Source organism: Burkholderia sp. SRS-25 (assembly GCF_004343765.1).
Lineage (GTDB): Bacteria > Pseudomonadota > Gammaproteobacteria > Burkholderiales > Burkholderiaceae > Burkholderia > Burkholderia contaminans.
In genome coordinates this window covers 23,055-39,250 of the sequence record NZ_PTXM01000018.1, presented here as the reverse complement: position 1 = coordinate 39,250, position 16,196 = coordinate 23,055, and the positions used below count along the sequence as shown (strand labels likewise).

Genomic DNA, 16,196 nt, shown 5'->3' with positions numbered 1-16,196 from the left:
TGCTGACGACTTCGGGTTGTAAAAACTACGAGAGGGGTACTGCGAGGAACTGCTGGGAGGGACCGTGCAAACAGCACACGGCGCTACGACAGCCTTAGGCTAGTCGTAGCGATAGCGGCCGCGCTAGGCGGCCGGAGGTAATTCGGAGGGTGTTCGGAAAGGAACGCATGAGGGCAACTCTATGCCAGGATGCGCTCGCGTGTCAAATGCCTTGCGATCGGGGCCGGTTCGCGAGCGCGCCTTCAGCGTGCGATACGGGCGATCTGCACGATCGTCGCGACCTGCCGGGCGACCGTGTCGGGCACCGGCACTTCGCCGCGCAATGCGGCGTCGGTCCACGCGGCCGTCGTCGCCGCATCGCGCGATTCGGGCAGCGCGACAGAGGGCGCATCGGTCGACGAGCGTTCGGCCTCGATCAGCGTGTCGCACACGCCGTCGTGAAGCCAGTCGACCTGCACCTGGCGCCGCGTGTCGGCAACGGCTTCGCCCTCGGTGCCGCGTGCCAGCAGCGCGCCGCCGAGCGCGGCGTCCGGATGGTCGCGGAACAATTGCGCCAGGCTGTCGCGGTACGGCGGATGCGTGTAGTTGACGAGCCGCAGGCCGGCCGGCGCGAACGGCTGCAGGATCTTCACGAGCGTGTGCGTCGAGTTGCGCACGCCGAGCACCCTGCGCATCGATAGCAGGTGGGCAATGCGCGGCGCCAGCACCTCGATCGACGCGAACGCGACGCGGCGCTCGGCGAGCATGTCCTCGATTGCATCGTGCGACGTCGACGGCGCGATCGACAACGCCGAGAAGATCTCCGCGCTCGTCACGCGGCCCGGATCCCGCTCGACGCCATGCACGAGCACCGGCACGCCTTCGCGCGCGAGCAGCAGCGCGAGCAGCGGCACGAGGTTAGGTTGCTTGCGCGCGCCGTTGTAGCTCGGGATAGACACGGGGCGGAACGCGGCATCCTGCACGTGCACCGGCTCGAACGACGCCTGCGCGGCGGCGAGCATCGCGGCCAGTTCGTCGGCGGATTCGCCCTTCAGCCGATAGGCGATCAGGATCGCGCCCAGTTCGACGTCCGACACGCGTGCGTCGAGCATGGCGCGATAGAGCTCGAACGTGTCCTCGGCGGACAGCGCGCGTGCGCCATGCGGGCCGCGGCCGATTTCCTTGATGAAGCGGGCGCACGGGAACGGAACGGCGGCGGGATCGTGGGAGGCGGTCATCGGGGCGTGGGCGGGCGGCCGGCATCGGGCCGCGCTGTGAGCGGTGAGGAATGCCCCGAGTATCGCACGGGTGCGGCTGTCGCCAGGCGAGGCCGTGCGGCGCGGCGCGCTACACTCTGATTCCCGGCGGTGCGCGCCGGCTGCGCCGCGCCCGTGCCGTCGCCGGCCGAATACGACTACGAGAGACATCCCATGAAGCTTTACAGCTATTTCCGCAGTTCCGCGTCGTACCGCGTGCGGATCACCCTGAACCTGAAGCAGCTGCCGTTCGACTATGTCCCCGTGCACATGCTGCGAGACGGCGGCGAGCAACTGAAGGACGCGTATCGCGCGCTGAATCCGGATGCGGTCGTGCCGACGCTGACCGACGGCGATGCGACGCTGCAGCAGTCGCTGGCGATCATCGAATATCTCGAGGAAACCCATCCGGAGCCGGCGCTGCTGCCGAAGCAGCCGGTCGATCGCGCGTATGTGCGCGCGGTCGCGCTGCAGATCGCGTGCGAAATCCATCCGCTCAACAACCTGCGCGTGCTGAAGTACCTGAAGCACACGCTGCAGGTGCCCGAAGAAGCGAAGAACGCGTGGTACCGACACTGGATCGAGGCGGGCTTCGACACGCTCGAGACGCGCCTCGCGAGCGATCCACGCACCGGCAAGCTGTGCTTCGGCGACACGCCGACGCTCGCCGACGTGTGCCTCGTGCCGCAGGTGTTCAACGCGAACCGCTTCTCGATCGATACGACGCGCTATCCGACGATCCAGCGGATCGTCGACCATGCGTCGACGCTCGATGCGTTCAAGGCCGCCGAGCCCGGCGTGCAGCCCGACGCCGAATGAGCGTGGCGCGCCCGGGCCACGCATGGCCGGGCGCGCATGAAAAAGGGCGCCCGAAGGCGCCCTGTGCGATGCGTGCAGGCGATGTTCAGCCGAGCAGCGCGTCCGCGAATTCGACCGCGCTGAACGGCTGCAGATCCTCGACCTTTTCGCCGACGCCGATGAAGTAGACCGGCACCGGACGCTGACGCGCGATCGCAGCGAGAATCCCGCCCTTCGCGGTGCCGTCGAGCTTCGTGACGATGAGGCCGGTGAGGCCGAGCGCGTCGTCGAATGCCTTGACCTGCGTGAGCGCGTTCTGGCCGGTGTTAGCGTCGATCACCAGCAGCACTTCGTGCGGCGCGCCGTCGTGCGCCTTCGAGATCACGCGCTTCACCTTCTTCAGCTCTTCCATCAGGTGGAGCTGCGTCGGCAGGCGGCCGGCCGTGTCGGCCATCATCACGTCGATCTTGCGCGCGCGCGCTGCGCTGACCGCGTCGAAGATCACCGCGGCCGGATCGCCGCTTTCCTGCTGCACGACCGTCACGTTGTTGCGCTCGCCCCAGACCGCCAGCTGTTCGCGCGCGGCCGCGCGGAACGTGTCGCCCGCGGCCAGCAGCACCGACTGGTCGAAGCTCTGCAGATGCTTCGCGAGCTTGCCGATGCTGGTCGTCTTGCCGGCGCCGTTCACGCCGGTGATCATCATCACGAGCGGCTGCGCGCGGCCGAGCATCAGCGATTTCTCGAGCGGCGTCAGCAGCTCGACGAGCAGGTCGTGCAGCGCGGCCTTCACCTGCTGCGGGTCGGTCAGGCGGCCAGTGCGCACCTTTTCGCGCAGCGCGCCGAGCAGGTACTCGGTCGCGTCTACACCCGCGTCGGACATCAGCAGCGCGGTTTCGAGCTCCTCGTACAGATCCTCGTCGATCTTCGTGTTGACGAACACGCCGGTGATGCTGGAACCCGTCTTCGCGAGCCCCGTTTTCAGGCGCGCAAGCCACGATTTCTTCGCGGTGGCGTCCTGCAGCGGCGGCGGGACGATCTCGACCGTCTCGACGACTTCGTCGCGGCCGTCGTTGGTCGGCGTGACCGTCATTACGACGGCCGGCGCGGCCGGTTGTGCGGGCGCTTGCGGCACGTCGGCCACAGGCGGAGCCTCGACCGCGGGCGCGTCGGACGGCTCGTCCGTTTGCTGCGCGTCGGCCGATTGCGATTCCGCCGGATCGGGCTCCTGCGTTTTCTTGAATCGTTTGAAGAAGCTGAACATGGTCTGACGTCGGGAAGAGGGCGGGCCGCCGTGAGGGGCGGGCACCGGACGGGCCGTTCTGCGTTCGCGCGGGCGCGGCGCACGGCGGCCGAAACCGTGCATTTTATCAGTGCGGCGTGGCGCTCGCGCCAGTGTGCATCGCCGCTGTGGTAACGTGCGCCTGTTTGGCGGTGCGCCCCCCGCGCGCCCGGTCCCTCCGTCGTCGATATTCCGTATGTCCCGTTCCTCTCCCGGCCGCCCGGCGGCCCCTTCCGGCCGCGGCAAGCCGCACACGATCCGCATCATCGGCGGTGACTGGAAACGCACGCCGCTCGCGGTGCTCGATCTGGACGGCCTGCGGCCGACACCCGATCGTGTGCGCGAGACGCTGTTCAACTGGCTCGGCCAGGATCTCGAAGGCCGGCGCTGCCTCGACCTGTTCGCGGGTACCGGCGCACTGGGTTTCGAGGCTGCGTCGCGCGGCGCGGCGAGCGTCGTGATGGTCGAGCGCCATCCGCGCGCGGCGCAGCAGCTGCGTGCGATCAAGGACAAGCTCGGCGCGCGTGCGGTCGAGGTCGCGGAGGCGGACGCGCTGCGGCTCGCGGCCGGGCTCACACCGGGCGCGTTCGACGTCGTGTTTCTCGATCCCCCGTTCGACGATCAGGCCGTCCTCGAGCGCGCCATTGCGCTGGCGGCGCCGCTCGTCGCGGCGGGCGGCGCGCTGTACGTCGAGACGGGGGCGGAGCTCGATCCGGCCGCGCACGAGGCGCTCGCAGGCTGGCAGGTCGTGAAGCACGGCAAGGCCGGTGCGGTTCACTATCATTTGCTGCGGCGCGAAAATGATGAATAATGCGCGTTCCATACGAGGCGGCGCGCCGCAAAGGCGACGCATGCCCATCTCGGCAGCGGCGCGTGCATCGCACGGCTGCCATCCCGTTTGCGTGATGACAGGAGGAGCGACATGGTAGTCGCCGTGTATCCCGGTACGTTCGATCCGCTGACGCGCGGGCACGAAGACCTCGTGCGGCGTGCGTCGAGCATTTTTGATACGCTGGTGGTCGGTGTTGCCGACAGCCGCGCGAAAAAGCCGTTCTTCTCGCTGGAAGAACGTCTGACGATTGCGAACGAGGTGCTCGGCCATTATCCGAACGTGAAGGTGATGAGTTTCACCGGCCTCCTGAAGGATTTCGTCCGCACCAACAATGCGCGCGTGATCGTGCGCGGCCTGCGCGCCGTGTCCGATTTCGAATATGAGTTCCAGATGGCGGGGATGAACCGCTACCTGCTGCCCGACGTCGAGACGATGTTCATGACGCCGTCCGATCAGTACCAGTTCATCTCGGGGACGATCGTGCGCGAAATCGCGCAGTTGGGCGGCGATGTCAGCAAGTTCGTGTTTCCGTCCGTCGAGAAGTGGCTGACCGAGAAAGTCGCTGCGATCGGAGGCCCTGCGGCGTAATGCGGTGCCGGCCGGTTTCGTTGCGAAGCCGGCCGCCGGCCTGAAGAAGTGAGATCAGTATGGCTTTGATGATTACCGACGAGTGCATCAATTGCGACGTGTGCGAGCCCGAGTGCCCGAACGGTGCGATTTCGATGGGCCCGGACATCTACGTGATCGACCCGAACAAGTGCACCGAGTGCGTCGGCCATTTCGACGAACCGCAGTGCCAGCAGGTGTGTCCGGTCGAATGCATTCCGCGCGATCCGCAGCATGACGAATCGCACGCGCAATTGATGGAGAAGTATCACGCGTTGATCGCCGACAAGGGCGACGACGGGTCGTGACCCCGTAGCGGCGCGCGCGCTCGAGTCCTTCGGCACGCCCGTCACGCATTAGGATCGGCGCCGCCCGGCGCCGGTTCTCTCGTTCAGGCCAGCAGTTCGCGTAACGCCGCGACGAGCGTGTCGCATTCGGCATCGGTGCCGACGGTGATGCGCAGGTGCTGGTCGATCCGCGGCAGCCGGAAGTGCCGCACGAAAATTTCCCGTTCCTTCAGTTTCGCCGCGATCGCGCCCGCGTCGTGCGCGGGATGGCGCGCGAACACGAAGTTCGCGGCCGACGGCACGATGTCGAAGCCGAGCGCGTCCAGCGCATGCGTCAGACGCGTCCGGCTGTCGATCACGCGCCCGCAGGTTGCGTTGAAATAATCGGTGTCTTCATAGGCGGCCTGCGCGGCAACTTGCGCGAGCCGGTCGAGCGGGTACGAGTTGAAGCTGTCCTTCACGCGGTTCAGCGCGTCGATCAGCGCTGCGTCACCGAATGCGAAACCGACGCGCATGCCCGCGAGCGAGCGCGCCTTCGACGTCGTGTGGACGACGAGCAGGTTCGGGTAGCGGTCGATCAGCGTAATGGCGGACTGCGCGCCGAAGTCGACATACGCTTCGTCGATCACGACGACCGACGACGGATTCGCGGCTGCGATCCGTTCGACGTCGGCAAGCGGCAGTGCGCGGCCGGTCGGTGCGTTCGGGTTCGGAAACAGCACGCCGCCGGCGTCGTCGAGATAGTCGTCGACGCGGATCGAGAAGTCGTCCGCGAGCGGCACGATCGACGTCTGGACGCCGTACAGGCGCGCATAGGTCGGATAGAAGCTGTACGTGATGTCGGGGAAGCGCAGCGGCCGGTCGTGCTTGAGCAGCGCCTGGAACGTGTGCGCGAGCACCTCGTCGGAGCCGTTGCCGACGAACACCTGCTCGGGCTCGATGCGGTGATGGGCCGCGACCGTTTCGCGCAGCGCGCGCGCAACCGGGTCGGGATAGCGGCGCAGCGTGTCGCCGGTCTCGCCGAGTTCGCGTGCGATCGCCGCGACGACGCGCGGCGACGGCGGATAGGGATTCTCGTTGGTGTTCAGCTTGACGGGGTGTGCGAGCGCAGGCTGCTCGCCCGGCACGTAAGGCACGAGTTGCTGAACGATGTTGCTCCAGTAACGGCTCACCGCTTGGCTCCTGTCGGGCAAAGCGACCAGATTACCGCATGTGCGCGCAGGGTGGGGCGGGCGGGGCCGTCCGGCGAAACCGGACGGCTCGATGCACCGGAGCGGTGCGATGCGATCAGTTGCGATGCAGCTGCATCGTCGCACGGTCGAGTTCGCCCTTGACGACCATCGGCATCACGGCGAGTGCGCGTTCGATCGACGCGTCGATCACGTCCTGCTCCTCGCGACGCGGCGGCTTCAGCACGAAGTTCGCGACGTCGGGCTTCGCGCCGGCGCGCGCGCTTTCCGGAATCAGGTCGCGCGGATGGCCGATGCCGATCCGCAGCCGCCAGTACTGCTGCGACGACAGGTGCGCGGTGATGTCCTTCAGGCCGTTGTGGCCGCCGCTGCCGCCGCCGAGCTTCAGCTTCACGGTGCCGGGCGGCAGGTCGAGCTCGTCGTGCGCGACGAGGATCTGGTCAGGCAGGATCTTGAAGAATTGCGCGAGCGCGACGACCGACTGGCCGGAGCGGTTCATGTAGGTTTGCGGCTCGAGCAGGTGGACTTCTTCGCCGTGCAGGCGCGCTTTCGCGTAGAAACCATGGAAGCGGCGCTCGTCGCGCAGCGTCGTGCCGGCTTCGCGGGCGAGCTGGTCGATCAGCCAGAAGCCGGCGTTGTGGCGCGTCGCGGTGTATTCCGCCCCGGGATTGCCGAGGCCGACGATCAGTTTGATCATGACGTTTCGAAGGCGGCAACGGCCGCCTGGGCGCAGAAAAAGAAAAACCCGCCGGGCAAGCCGCGGCGGGTTGCGTCGACCGTTTCGTGAAACGGATCGATGGGGCGCGTTGGCAGCCCGCTCAGGCAGCCGGCGTTTCGCCTTCTGCTGCGTCCGACACGGCACCAGCCGGGACCGTCGCCGATGCGACAACCGGGTTTTCCGCGTCGACGTGCGCGACCAGCGCGACGCCCTTCGGCAGCGTGATGTCCTTCGCGTGCAGCGATTGACCGGCTTCGATCTTCGACAGGTCGACTTCGAGGAACTCCGGCAGGTCAGCCGGCAGGCACTCGATTTCGATTTCCGTCGCGACGTGCGAAACGATCGCGCTCGACAGCTTCACGGCCGGGCTGATTTCAGCGTTCAGGAAGTGCAGCGGAGCCTTCGTGTGCAGCTTCTTCTTCGCGTCAACGCGTTGGAAGTCCACGTGCAGCACCAGTTGCTTGAACGGGTGGTATTGCACGTCGCGCAGCAGAACCTGTTGCGACTGGCCAGCCACTTCGAGGTCGAGGATCGACGAGTGGAAAGCTTCCTTCTTCAGGGCGTGCCACAGGGCGTTGTGATCGAGTTCGATCTTTTGCGGGGCTGCTTCGCCACCGTAAACGATACCCGTGGTCTTACCAGCGTTGCGCAGGCGGCGGCTCGCACCCGTACCTTGCTCTTGGCGCTCGAAAGCGACGACTTTCATGTGATTCTCCAATAGCTGCCCGCGACCAGGCAGTAAAACGGGGCCGTCAAACTGCGGCCCCCGATGAAACGAACGGGGTTTCGTCTATCCCGCCCGATTGTGCAAAAAGCGAAGCGTTGCCGCTTCGCTTTCTGCGCATGCTTTGTTCAGTCGATTCGCGATCAGGATTCCGCGAACAGCGACATCACGGAGTCGCCGCGGCGGATCCGCGAGAACGTTTCGGCCAGCAGGCTCGCGCTCGTCAGCGCACGGATCTTCGAGCAGCCGAGCGATTCGGCGGACAGCGGGATCGTGTCGGTAACGACGAGTTCGTCGAGTGCCGATGCAGCGATGCGATCACCTGCGCCACCCGACAGCACCGGGTGCGTCGCGTAGGCGAAGACCTGCTTCGCGCCGCGCTCTTTCAGCACTTGCGCGGCCTTGCAGAGCGTGCCGGCGGTATCGACCATGTCGTCCATGATCACGCAGGTGCGGCCTTCGACTTCGCCGATGATGTTCATCACTTCGGAGACGTTCGCCTTCGGGCGACGCTTGTCGATGATCGCGAGATCGCAGTTGAGCTGCTTCGCGAGTGCCCGGGCACGCACCACGCCGCCGACGTCCGGCGACACGACGAGCAGATCCGGGTAGTTCTGCTTGCGCAGGTCACCCAGCAGGATCGGCGTTGCGTAGATGTTGTCGACCGGGATGTCGAAGAAGCCTTGAATCTGGTCGGCGTGCAGATCCATCGTGATGATCCGCTCGACGCCGGCGATTTCCAGCATGTTCGCGACGACCTTCGCCGAGATCGCGACGCGCGCCGAACGCGGGCGGCGATCCTGACGGGCGTAGCCGAAGTAGGGGATGGCTGCAGTGATCCGGCCGGCGGATGCGCGCTTGAGCGCATCGACCATGATCATCAGTTCCATCAGGTTGTCGTTCGTCGGTGCGCACGTGGATTGCAGGACGAAGACGTCCTTGCCGCGCACGTTTTCCTGGATCTCGACCTGGATCTCGCCGTCGGAGAAACGGCTGACCATTGCTTTGCCGAGGGGGATTCCAAGGATATTGACGACTTCCTGGGCGAGCGCGGGATTCGCGTTGCCAGTAAAGACCATCAGGCCATCATGGCTGTGGCTGCTCATCGTGCACCTGCTTCAGGCTTGGGCGGGAAATGCGGGAAAATTTTTGGCAGGGGAGGAAGGACTCGAACCCTCGCATGCCGGAATCAAAATCCGGTGCCTTGACCAACTTGGCGACTCCCCTACACTTAACTGATAACTTCACCGAACTCGTGTAGGCCGTTCGGCAAAGCAAAACTTCATGACGCGAAAGCGAAGAGCGGATGCTCATTCAGGCTCTCGGCAACTGCACCATTCCAACTGGCGGGCAGCTTGGCTTTCGCCGCTTCTGCCTCGTGCTTGCTGCGAAACGCTGCAAACACGCTTGCTCCGGAGCCGGTCATCCTCGCGGGGGTCACATCATACAACCATTTGACCACCTGCGCAACTTCCGCGTACTTACTTGTCACAACTTGCTGCATATCGTTCCGACCGAAACTATCTGGCCATCCCGCGTCGCTGCTTTGCTGTGCAAGAAAGTCCGTAATTGTGACGCGCTTCGAATCTCTTGTCAACAACTCATCTGAAAATATTTCAGCGGTTGGGACATGAACGCGGGGCGTTACAACCAAGAACCAGCGAGTCGGCAATTGTACCTCAGCTAATTCTTCTCCGATACCCTCTGCGAACGCATTTTTTCCAAAAATAAAAAACGGGACGTCAGCACCGAGTTTTACCGCGAGCGATTGAAGCTCGGTGCGCGGCAGGTCGAGTTGCCACAGGCGGTTCAGCGCGAGCAGCGTCGTCGCCGCGTCGGAGCTGCCGCCGCCGAGGCCGGCCCCCATGGGCAGACACTTGTCGATCTCGATGTCGACACCGTGCGCGGTGCCCGTATGCGCTTTCAGCAGGTTGGCCGCGCGCACGACCAGATCGCTTTCCTCGGGCACGCCGGGCACGTCGGTGACGCGCGCGACGCGACCGTCGTCGCGCAGCGTGAAGTGCAGCGTGTCGCCCCAGTTCAGCAACTGGAACACGCTCTGCAGATCGTGATAGCCGTTCGGACGGCGGCCGGTGATGTGCAGGAACAGGTTGAGTTTCGCGGGCGCAAGGCAGTTGCGCAGCGAGCGGGTCGAATTGGTCATGCGTATATCTGGGCTGGGCGGGTGCTCACTGATCGAGCACGAGCTTGATGTCGAGCGGCGGTGTCGCGCGCACGAGGTTGACGCGTTTGACGCCCGTGGCCGGGGCATCCGCGTAGGCAAGGTAGTCGATCGTCCAGCCGTCCTGGCGGATCTGCTTGACGTGTGTACCGTCGGCCGGATCGCGCACCGTCTCCGCGGGCGTGGCGGGCGCGGCTGTCGGCAGCAGCCAGTAGCGCAGGCCCGCGAGCGGCAGTTCGAAGCCGAGCGTTTTCTGCATCAGGTCGCCGACGTCCGGCGCATATTGCGTCGGACGGTTCGGCAACTCGAGCGATGCCGCCTGCGGCGTCGACTTCACGACCGCAAGCGTTTGGCCGAGCGGGCTGCGCAGCTCGAGCGACACGTCGTCGCCGTGCTCCTGCCAGTCGAAGTTGCCGTACACGTTCTGCTGCTTGCCGAGACGGTCGTCGTACTGCACCGCAAAGCGGCCATGGTAAGCGTGCGTTGCGGCGGTCTGCAGCGCCGCGCCGGTCGGCGCGCTGGCCGACGGCGGCGTGCTCGCGCAGCCGGCGAGCGCGAGCGCGGCACCGGCAGCGGCAGCGGCCAGCGTGCGCTGCGCGCGGAAGGACAGGGAAAACGTCGGGAACATCCGCATCAGAGACCGTTGATCTGCAGGCGTTTCAGCGTCTGCACGAGCGTTTCGTTGTCCGGCTCGAGCTTCTGCGCGTCACGCCATGCGGAACGCGCATCGTCCTGTGCGCCGCTCTTCCACAGCACTTCGCCGAGATGCGCGCCGATCTCGGCGTTCGGCTGCAGTTCGTACGCGCGCCGCAGCACCTTCGCCGCGCCGGCCGTATCACCCATCCGGTACTTCACCCAGCCGAGGCTGTCCATGATGTACGCGTCGTTCGGCGCGAGCGTCATCGCCTTGTCGATCAGCTTGCTGGCTTCGGGCAGCCGCTGGTTGCGGTCGGCGAGCGAATAGCCGAGTGCGTTGTACGCCTGCGGATTGTCGGGCTGCGTGCGGATCAGCTCGCGCAGCTGCTTTTCCATCGTCGTGTAGTGGCCGGTCTTTTCGGCCGCCATCGCGTAGTCGTAGCGCAGGTCGGGATCGTCGGGGAAGTCCTGGACCGCCTGCCCGAGCCGTGCCTCGGCTTCCGGGTAGCGCTTCGCCGTGAACAGGATCGACGCGTCGGTGCGTGCGACCACGGCCGCATCGCGCGGATCCGTGATCGGCAGGTTGTCGAGCACCTTGCGCGCTTCGTCGGTCTTGCCCTGTTTCTGCAGCAGCTGCGCGCGCGTGATCTGCGCGGGCAGGTAGTGCTGGCTCGTCTGGTCGACCTTGTCGAGCCATTGCGACGCCTGCGCATCGTTGTTCTGGTCGATCGCGATCTGCGCGAGGTAGATGTAGCCCTGGCCGACGTCGAGGTTCGGCTGCTTGTCGCCGAGCTGTACGTACTGCTTCAGGTAGCCGGTCGCTTCGTCGAGCTTCTTCTGCTGGATCTTGATCAGCGCAAGCGCCATCAGCGGCGTCGGATCCTTCGAGTCGAGCTTGCGCATCGTCTCGAACTGCTTCTGCGCATCGTCGAGGCGATCGTCGGCGAGATAGAGCTGCGACAGCGCGAGCCGCGCATCGCGCGACTTCGGATTCTGCTGAACATACTTCTCGAACGACGCGATGCCCGCCGCGCGTTCCGCCGGCCCCATCTGCGACAGCATCAGGGCCGCCGGCAGGTAGTCGGGGCGGAGCTGCAGCGCCTGCTTCAGCGACTGCGCGGCGCCGTCCTTGTCGTCGACCGCGAGCTGCTGGCGCGCGATCGCGAGCTGGGCTTCGGGCCGGTTCAGGTCGTTCTTCAGCATGTCCTTCAGCACCGCGAGGCCGCCGACGCGGTCGGAGCCGCGCACGAGCAGCGCCTGCAGCGCGAGGATGGCCGGCCCGCGCGTCTCGCCGGTCGCCCGGGCCAGTTCGCGCGCGAGCATCGGCTGCGCGTCGGCCGGCTTGCCGGCGAGCACCAGCAGCGCGGCGTCGACCTGCGATGCGCGGTTCGAATCCGGTGCGTACTGGCGCCACAGGTTCGCGGCGGACAGCGCGTCGGCCGGGCTCTGCGCGCCGAGCGCGATCTCGGTCGCACGCTGCGCCATGCGCGGATCGCGCGTGTCGCGGGCGAGCGCGAGGTAGGTCTGGTAGGCCGGCGCGGGCTGGTTACGCTGCAGCGCGACCTCGGCGGCGAGCACCTGGTAGACGATCTGGCTCGTCAGCGGAACGCCGGGGAGATCCTTTTTTTCGTCCGGCATCACATGCTCGAACGCACCCTGCGACTCCGCGTCGTCCGATGCCGGATCCTGCGCGTGGGCCGGGAAGGCGGTGAGGGTCCAGGCGGCAAACAGCACGGCGCCGAGTGCACGGCGGACCGGGAAGGCGCGCGCGCCGCGCACTGCGGCGGGGCGCTTCTGAAGCAGCTTCGAGGGCAAGGTCATGGAAATCCGTTCGATGTTTCAACCGATTGTAACGCGCTCGCTACAATACACGCACGATCGTGAATCCAGTCTCAGACCCGCAAACAATGCCAGAGTTGCCAGAAGTCGAAGTCACGCGCCGGGGCATCGCGCCCTTTGTCGCGGGCCGCCGCGTCGAGCGTGTCGACGTCCGTACCGAGATGCTGCGCTGGCCCGTGCCGGCCGGGCTCGCCGAGCAGTTGCGCGCGCGCGAGGTGCTCGCCGTCGAGCGTCGCGGCAAGTACCTGCTGTTCGAGGTCGACGCGGGCTGGTTCATCGTCCACCTCGGCATGACGGGCACGCTGCGCGTGCTGCCCGCGGCTGGCGTGCCGGTCGCCGCGAAGCATGACCACATCGACTGGATCTTCGACGAATTCGTGCTGCGGTTCCGCGATCCGCGCCGCTTCGGCGCGGTGCTGTGGCACCCGCGCGAAGCGGGCGACGTGCATGCGCATCCGCTCCTCGCGAGCCTCGGGGTCGAGCCATTCTCGCCGGCGTTTACCGGCGCGCTGCTGCACGCGCGCACGCGCGGCCGGACCGTGTCGGTCAAGCAGGCGCTGCTCGCGGGCGACATGGTCGTCGGCGTCGGCAACATCTATGCGTCGGAGAGCCTGTTTCGCGCCGGCATCCGGCCGACGACGGCCGCCGGCAAGGTATCGCTGCCGCGCTACGAGCGGCTGGCCGACGCAGTGCGCGCCACGCTTGCCGACGCGATCGAGCGCGGCGGCAGCACATTGCGCGATTTCGTCGGCAGCAACGGCGAAAGCGGCTATTTCCAGCTCGACTGCTTCGTCTACGACCGCGCGGGCCAGCCGTGCCGCGTGTGCAACACGCCGATCCGCCAGATCGTGCAGGGTCAGCGGTCGACCTATTTCTGCCCGACCTGCCAGCGTTGAAACCTTTTCCCCGATCAGATAACTTGAAGCCGCCCCGCATCGCCCCCGCTCCGTTCCCCGTCACGCCGCTGCATCGCTCGTTCGCCACGCGCCTGGTCGCGTGGCAGCGCGAGCATGGCCGCCACGACCTGCCGTGGCAGAACACCCGTGATCCGTACCGGATCTGGCTGTCGGAAATCATGCTGCAGCAGACGCAGGTGTCGACCGTCATCCCGTATTACACGCGCTTTCTCGAACGCTACCCCGACGTCGCCGCGCTCGCGGCCGCGCCGACCGACGACGTGATGGCGCTGTGGGCAGGGCTCGGCTACTACTCGCGAGCGCGCAACCTGCACCGCTGCGCGCAGGTCGTCGTCGCCGAGCACGGCGGGGCATTTCCGGCAACGCCCGACGCGCTGGCCGAACTGCCGGGCATCGGCCGTTCGACGGCTGCGGCGATCGCGTCGTTCGCATACGGCGCGCGCGCGACGATTCTCGACGGCAACGTGAAGCGCGTGCTTGCGCGGGTGTTCGGCATCGAGGGCTTCCCGGGCGAGAAGCGTGTCGAGAACGACATGTGGGCGCTTGCCGAATCGCTGTTGCCCGACGCCGCGAACGCGGCCGAAGTGAGTGCGTATACGCAGGGCCTGATGGATCTCGGCGCGACGCTGTGCGTGCGCGGCAAGCCCGATTGCACGCGCTGCCCGTTCGCGGGCGACTGTGTCGCGCAATCGACGGGCCGCCAGCGCGAACTGCCGGCCGCGCGTCCGAAGAAGGCCGTGCCGACCCGCAAGACCTGGATGCTCGTGCTGCGTGACGGTGACGCCGTGCTGCTCGAGCGGCGGCCGCCGACCGGCATCTGGGGCGGGCTGTGGAGCCTGCCGCAAGCGGACGGTGACGCCGCGCTCGCGGAACTCGCACGCGGCTTCGGCGGCGGCGGCACGGTGCGGCTCGCGCCGCTCACGCACACGTTCACGCATTTCCGGCTCGAGATCGAGCCGCGGCTGAGCGACATGGCTGCCGGCGGCCTGCCCGCCGGCGCGCGGGACGCGGACACCGCCTGGGTGCCGCTGAGCCGGCTCGACGCGTATGGCGTGCCGGCGCCCGTGCGCAAGCTGCTCGATGCGCTGAGCGGACCGCTGCTGTAACGACGGGGGAGGGGCGCGGCGCATGCCGCGCTTTCAGGGAAACGTCGGACGCTCGTGGTTTTCCGCGCAGACGGAAGTCGCCTCCGGCGGGCTGGTGCGAAGTGGCTGTTTGGGGCGACTCGGAAAACGCCGGCCCGGCCTTTCGCCTGGAAGGAAGCCCTTCGTGGGACGCCATCTCCCGGATGGCTCGGGCAAAGCGACAGCTCCCGGGCGCGCTATAACCAGCCGTGCCGGTCCAGCACGTGGTGCACGGCATCGATGCGCGCGCCGACGTCCGGAAACTCCATCAGCTTCTGCCGCGCACGCAGGTCGAGCGGCAGCAGTTCCGCGAGCCGGTTCGACACCCAGCTCGGATCGTCGAGGCGGAACGGTTCGCCGAACGGCATTTTCTCCGGATCGGACTTCTTCAGCGCGTTGATGATGCGCTCGAGCACTTCGGCGCACGAGCCGAACTGTGCGAGCGTCTGCTCGCCTTCGAGCGGGATGTCGTCGGGCAGCGGTTCCGCGATGCCGACCAGCAGCCCGTTGCCTTCGACGCGATACGACAGCAGCTCGAAACGCTGCGTACCGACCGCCTGCAGGTACAGCATGCCGAATTCGCCGGTATCGCACTCGGTGATGCGCGCCATGCAGCCGATGGTCTCGGGCACCGACACCGCGCCGTCTTGCGCGACTTCCGGCCCGCTCTTCAGCAGGCACACGCCGAACGGTGCGTCGTCGCGCAGGCACGCGCGGGCCATGTCGAGATAGCGCGCCTCGAACACCTTGAGCGGGAGCAGGCCCCCCGGGAACAGCACCGTGTGCAGGGGAAACAGCGGCAGGTCGATCAGGGTGGTCGATAGGGAGGACATGGCGCGCGGGCGTTGGGGCGGGCGTCGCTAGGGTCGGTCGACCTCGGAGACGAGCCGCGACGACGCGTCGACATCCACTGGCGCGTCACGATGCCGCACGATCACGTTCGCGTCGTGCGCAAGGCGCGCGGCGAGCGTTTCCGCGATGAATACCGAGCGATGCTGCCCGCCCGTGCAGCCGATGGCGACGGTCAGGTAGCTGCGGTTGTCATCGCGGAAGTGCGGCAGCCATTTCATCAGGAACGCATGGATGTCGTCGATCATCTGGTGGACGATCGGCAGTGCGTCGAGAAAGGCGATGACCGGCTGGTCGAGCCCGGTGAGCGGGCGCAACTCGTGGTCGTAGTACGGATTCGGCAGCGCGCGTACGTCGAACATCAGGTCGGCGTCGAGCGGCACGCCGCGCTTGAAGCCGAACGATTCGAACATCACCATCAGGTCGTTGTTCTTCTGCTCGATGAAGCGCTTGACCCAAGTACGCAGCGCGTTCGCGCGCAGCGTGCTGGTGTCGATCTGGTGGCCGAATTCGGCGAGCGGCGCGACGAGCTCGCGTTCGCGCTCGATTGCCTCCTCGAGCGACGACAGCAGGCCGACGTCCGCATCGTGCGACAGCGAGCCGGACAGCGGATGGCGGCGGCGCGTTTCGGAGAAGCGCTGGATCAGCGCCTGGGTGCTCGCGTTGAGGAACAGCACGCGAACGTCGTGCTCGCGCGACAGCTCGCGGATCAGGCCGGGCATTTCGTCGAGAGACGCGCTCGAGCGCGCGTCGATCGCGACCGCGAGCCGGCGCTTGCCATCCTCGGCGAGGTAGCGGGCAAGTTCGGGGAGCACGTGCGGCGGCAGGTTGTCGACGCAGTAATAGCCTGCGTCTTCGAGCGCGTTCAGCGCGACGGACTTGCCTGAGCCGGAGATGCCGGTGATGAGGACGATGCGCATGGGAAGCAGAGAATCCTGACGTTTCATCATAGCACCGGCTCGACGCGTCGGCGTGGCGTG

The 16,196-nt window shown here is 66.7% G+C and carries 17 protein-coding genes and 1 tRNA gene; 6 read left to right on the top strand and 12 right to left on the bottom strand.

The window, feature by feature from the left end:
• Positions 1-242: 242 nt before the first annotated feature.
• The gene (gene ybiB, locus C5O79_RS24525; protein ID WP_122474351.1) at positions 243-1,217 is read right to left on the bottom strand and encodes a DNA-binding protein YbiB; all 975 of its coding nucleotides are present in this window, start codon (positions 1,215-1,217) and stop codon (positions 243-245) included.
• A gap of 192 nt (positions 1,218-1,409) precedes the next feature.
• On the opposite strand from ybiB, the gene maiA reads away from it, so the two are divergent.
• A complete protein-coding gene (maiA, locus tag C5O79_RS24520; protein WP_122474586.1) occupies positions 1,410-2,054 on the top strand; it encodes a maleylacetoacetate isomerase in 645 nt (214 codons plus the stop codon).
• An 85-nt stretch (positions 2,055-2,139) separates the two neighbouring features.
• Here maiA and ftsY read toward each other — a convergent pair whose 3' ends face one another.
• Entirely contained in the window at positions 2,140-3,294 is a 1,155-nt protein-coding gene (gene ftsY / locus C5O79_RS24515; protein WP_039346088.1) for a signal recognition particle-docking protein FtsY, read from the bottom strand.
• 214 nt (positions 3,295-3,508) lie between these two features.
• Between ftsY and rsmD the strand changes: the two genes are divergently transcribed.
• The 3 genes from rsmD to C5O79_RS24500 all read left to right on the top strand — a co-directional run bounded on the left by rsmD (position 3,509) and on the right by C5O79_RS24500 (position 5,058).
• Positions 3,509-4,123 (top strand): 16S rRNA (guanine(966)-N(2))-methyltransferase RsmD, encoded by a 615-nt coding sequence (rsmD, locus tag C5O79_RS24510; protein WP_039346086.1) that lies wholly within the window; start codon positions 3,509-3,511, stop codon positions 4,121-4,123.
• Positions 4,124-4,234: 111 nt separating this feature from the next.
• Positions 4,235-4,732, top strand: coding sequence for a pantetheine-phosphate adenylyltransferase (coaD, locus tag C5O79_RS24505; protein WP_039346084.1), 498 nt, complete (start codon positions 4,235-4,237; stop codon positions 4,730-4,732).
• Positions 4,733-4,791: 59 nt separating this feature from the next.
• On the top strand, positions 4,792-5,058 hold the full coding sequence (locus C5O79_RS24500) for a YfhL family 4Fe-4S dicluster ferredoxin (protein WP_046544381.1): 267 nt from the start codon (positions 4,792-4,794) through the stop codon (positions 5,056-5,058).
• Between the two features lie 83 nt (positions 5,059-5,141).
• Here the strand turns inward: C5O79_RS24500 and hisC are convergent, their stop codons facing one another.
• The 8 genes from hisC to C5O79_RS24460 all read right to left on the bottom strand — a co-directional run bounded on the left by hisC (position 5,142) and on the right by C5O79_RS24460 (position 12,308).
• Entirely contained in the window at positions 5,142-6,209 is a 1,068-nt protein-coding gene (hisC, locus tag C5O79_RS24495; RefSeq protein WP_122474350.1) for a histidinol-phosphate transaminase, read from the bottom strand.
• A gap of 115 nt (positions 6,210-6,324) precedes the next feature.
• Positions 6,325-6,924, bottom strand: a complete 600-nt coding sequence (gene pth, locus C5O79_RS24490) for an aminoacyl-tRNA hydrolase (protein ID WP_006477776.1) — start codon at positions 6,922-6,924, stop codon at positions 6,325-6,327.
• A gap of 121 nt (positions 6,925-7,045) precedes the next feature.
• Positions 7,046-7,651 carry a 50S ribosomal protein L25/general stress protein Ctc gene (locus tag C5O79_RS24485; protein WP_039346059.1) on the bottom strand — a complete coding sequence of 202 codons (606 nt, stop codon included), beginning with the start codon at positions 7,649-7,651 and terminating at the stop codon, positions 7,046-7,048.
• Between the two features lie 161 nt (positions 7,652-7,812).
• Positions 7,813-8,775: a ribose-phosphate pyrophosphokinase gene (locus tag C5O79_RS24480; protein ID WP_027789096.1), complete on the bottom strand. Its 963-nt coding sequence runs from the start codon at positions 8,773-8,775 to the stop codon at positions 7,813-7,815.
• Between the two features lie 44 nt (positions 8,776-8,819).
• Positions 8,820-8,896, bottom strand: a tRNA-Gln gene (locus C5O79_RS24475).
• Positions 8,897-8,951: 55 nt separating this feature from the next.
• Positions 8,952-9,833 (bottom strand): 4-(cytidine 5'-diphospho)-2-C-methyl-D-erythritol kinase, encoded by an 882-nt coding sequence (gene ispE, locus C5O79_RS24470; RefSeq protein ID WP_122474349.1) that lies wholly within the window; start codon positions 9,831-9,833, stop codon positions 8,952-8,954.
• A gap of 25 nt (positions 9,834-9,858) precedes the next feature.
• Positions 9,859-10,485: a lipoprotein insertase outer membrane protein LolB gene (gene lolB / locus C5O79_RS24465; RefSeq protein ID WP_122474348.1), complete on the bottom strand. Its 627-nt coding sequence runs from the start codon at positions 10,483-10,485 to the stop codon at positions 9,859-9,861.
• Entirely contained in the window at positions 10,485-12,308 is a 1,824-nt protein-coding gene (locus tag C5O79_RS24460; RefSeq protein ID WP_046544385.1) for a tetratricopeptide repeat protein, read from the bottom strand. Before C5O79_RS24460 ends, lolB begins: the two co-directional genes overlap by 1 nt.
• 86 nt (positions 12,309-12,394) lie before the next feature.
• On the opposite strand from C5O79_RS24460, the gene mutM reads away from it, so the two are divergent.
• Both mutM and mutY read left to right on the top strand, forming a co-directional pair.
• Positions 12,395-13,222 (top strand): bifunctional DNA-formamidopyrimidine glycosylase/DNA-(apurinic or apyrimidinic site) lyase, encoded by an 828-nt coding sequence (gene mutM, locus C5O79_RS24455; protein WP_046544386.1) that lies wholly within the window; start codon positions 12,395-12,397, stop codon positions 13,220-13,222.
• Between the two features lie 23 nt (positions 13,223-13,245).
• On the top strand, positions 13,246-14,349 hold the full coding sequence (mutY, locus tag C5O79_RS24450; protein WP_046544387.1) for an A/G-specific adenine glycosylase: 1,104 nt from the start codon (positions 13,246-13,248) through the stop codon (positions 14,347-14,349).
• A gap of 215 nt (positions 14,350-14,564) precedes the next feature.
• Here mutY and C5O79_RS24445 read toward each other — a convergent pair whose 3' ends face one another.
• Entirely contained in the window at positions 14,565-15,200 is a 636-nt protein-coding gene (locus C5O79_RS24445) for an LON peptidase substrate-binding domain-containing protein (RefSeq protein ID WP_039346030.1), read from the bottom strand.
• 27 nt (positions 15,201-15,227) lie between these two features.
• Positions 15,228-16,136: an RNase adapter RapZ gene (gene rapZ, locus C5O79_RS24440; RefSeq protein WP_046544388.1), complete on the bottom strand. Its 909-nt coding sequence runs from the start codon at positions 16,134-16,136 to the stop codon at positions 15,228-15,230.
• Between the last annotated feature and the right edge of the window lie 60 nt (positions 16,137-16,196).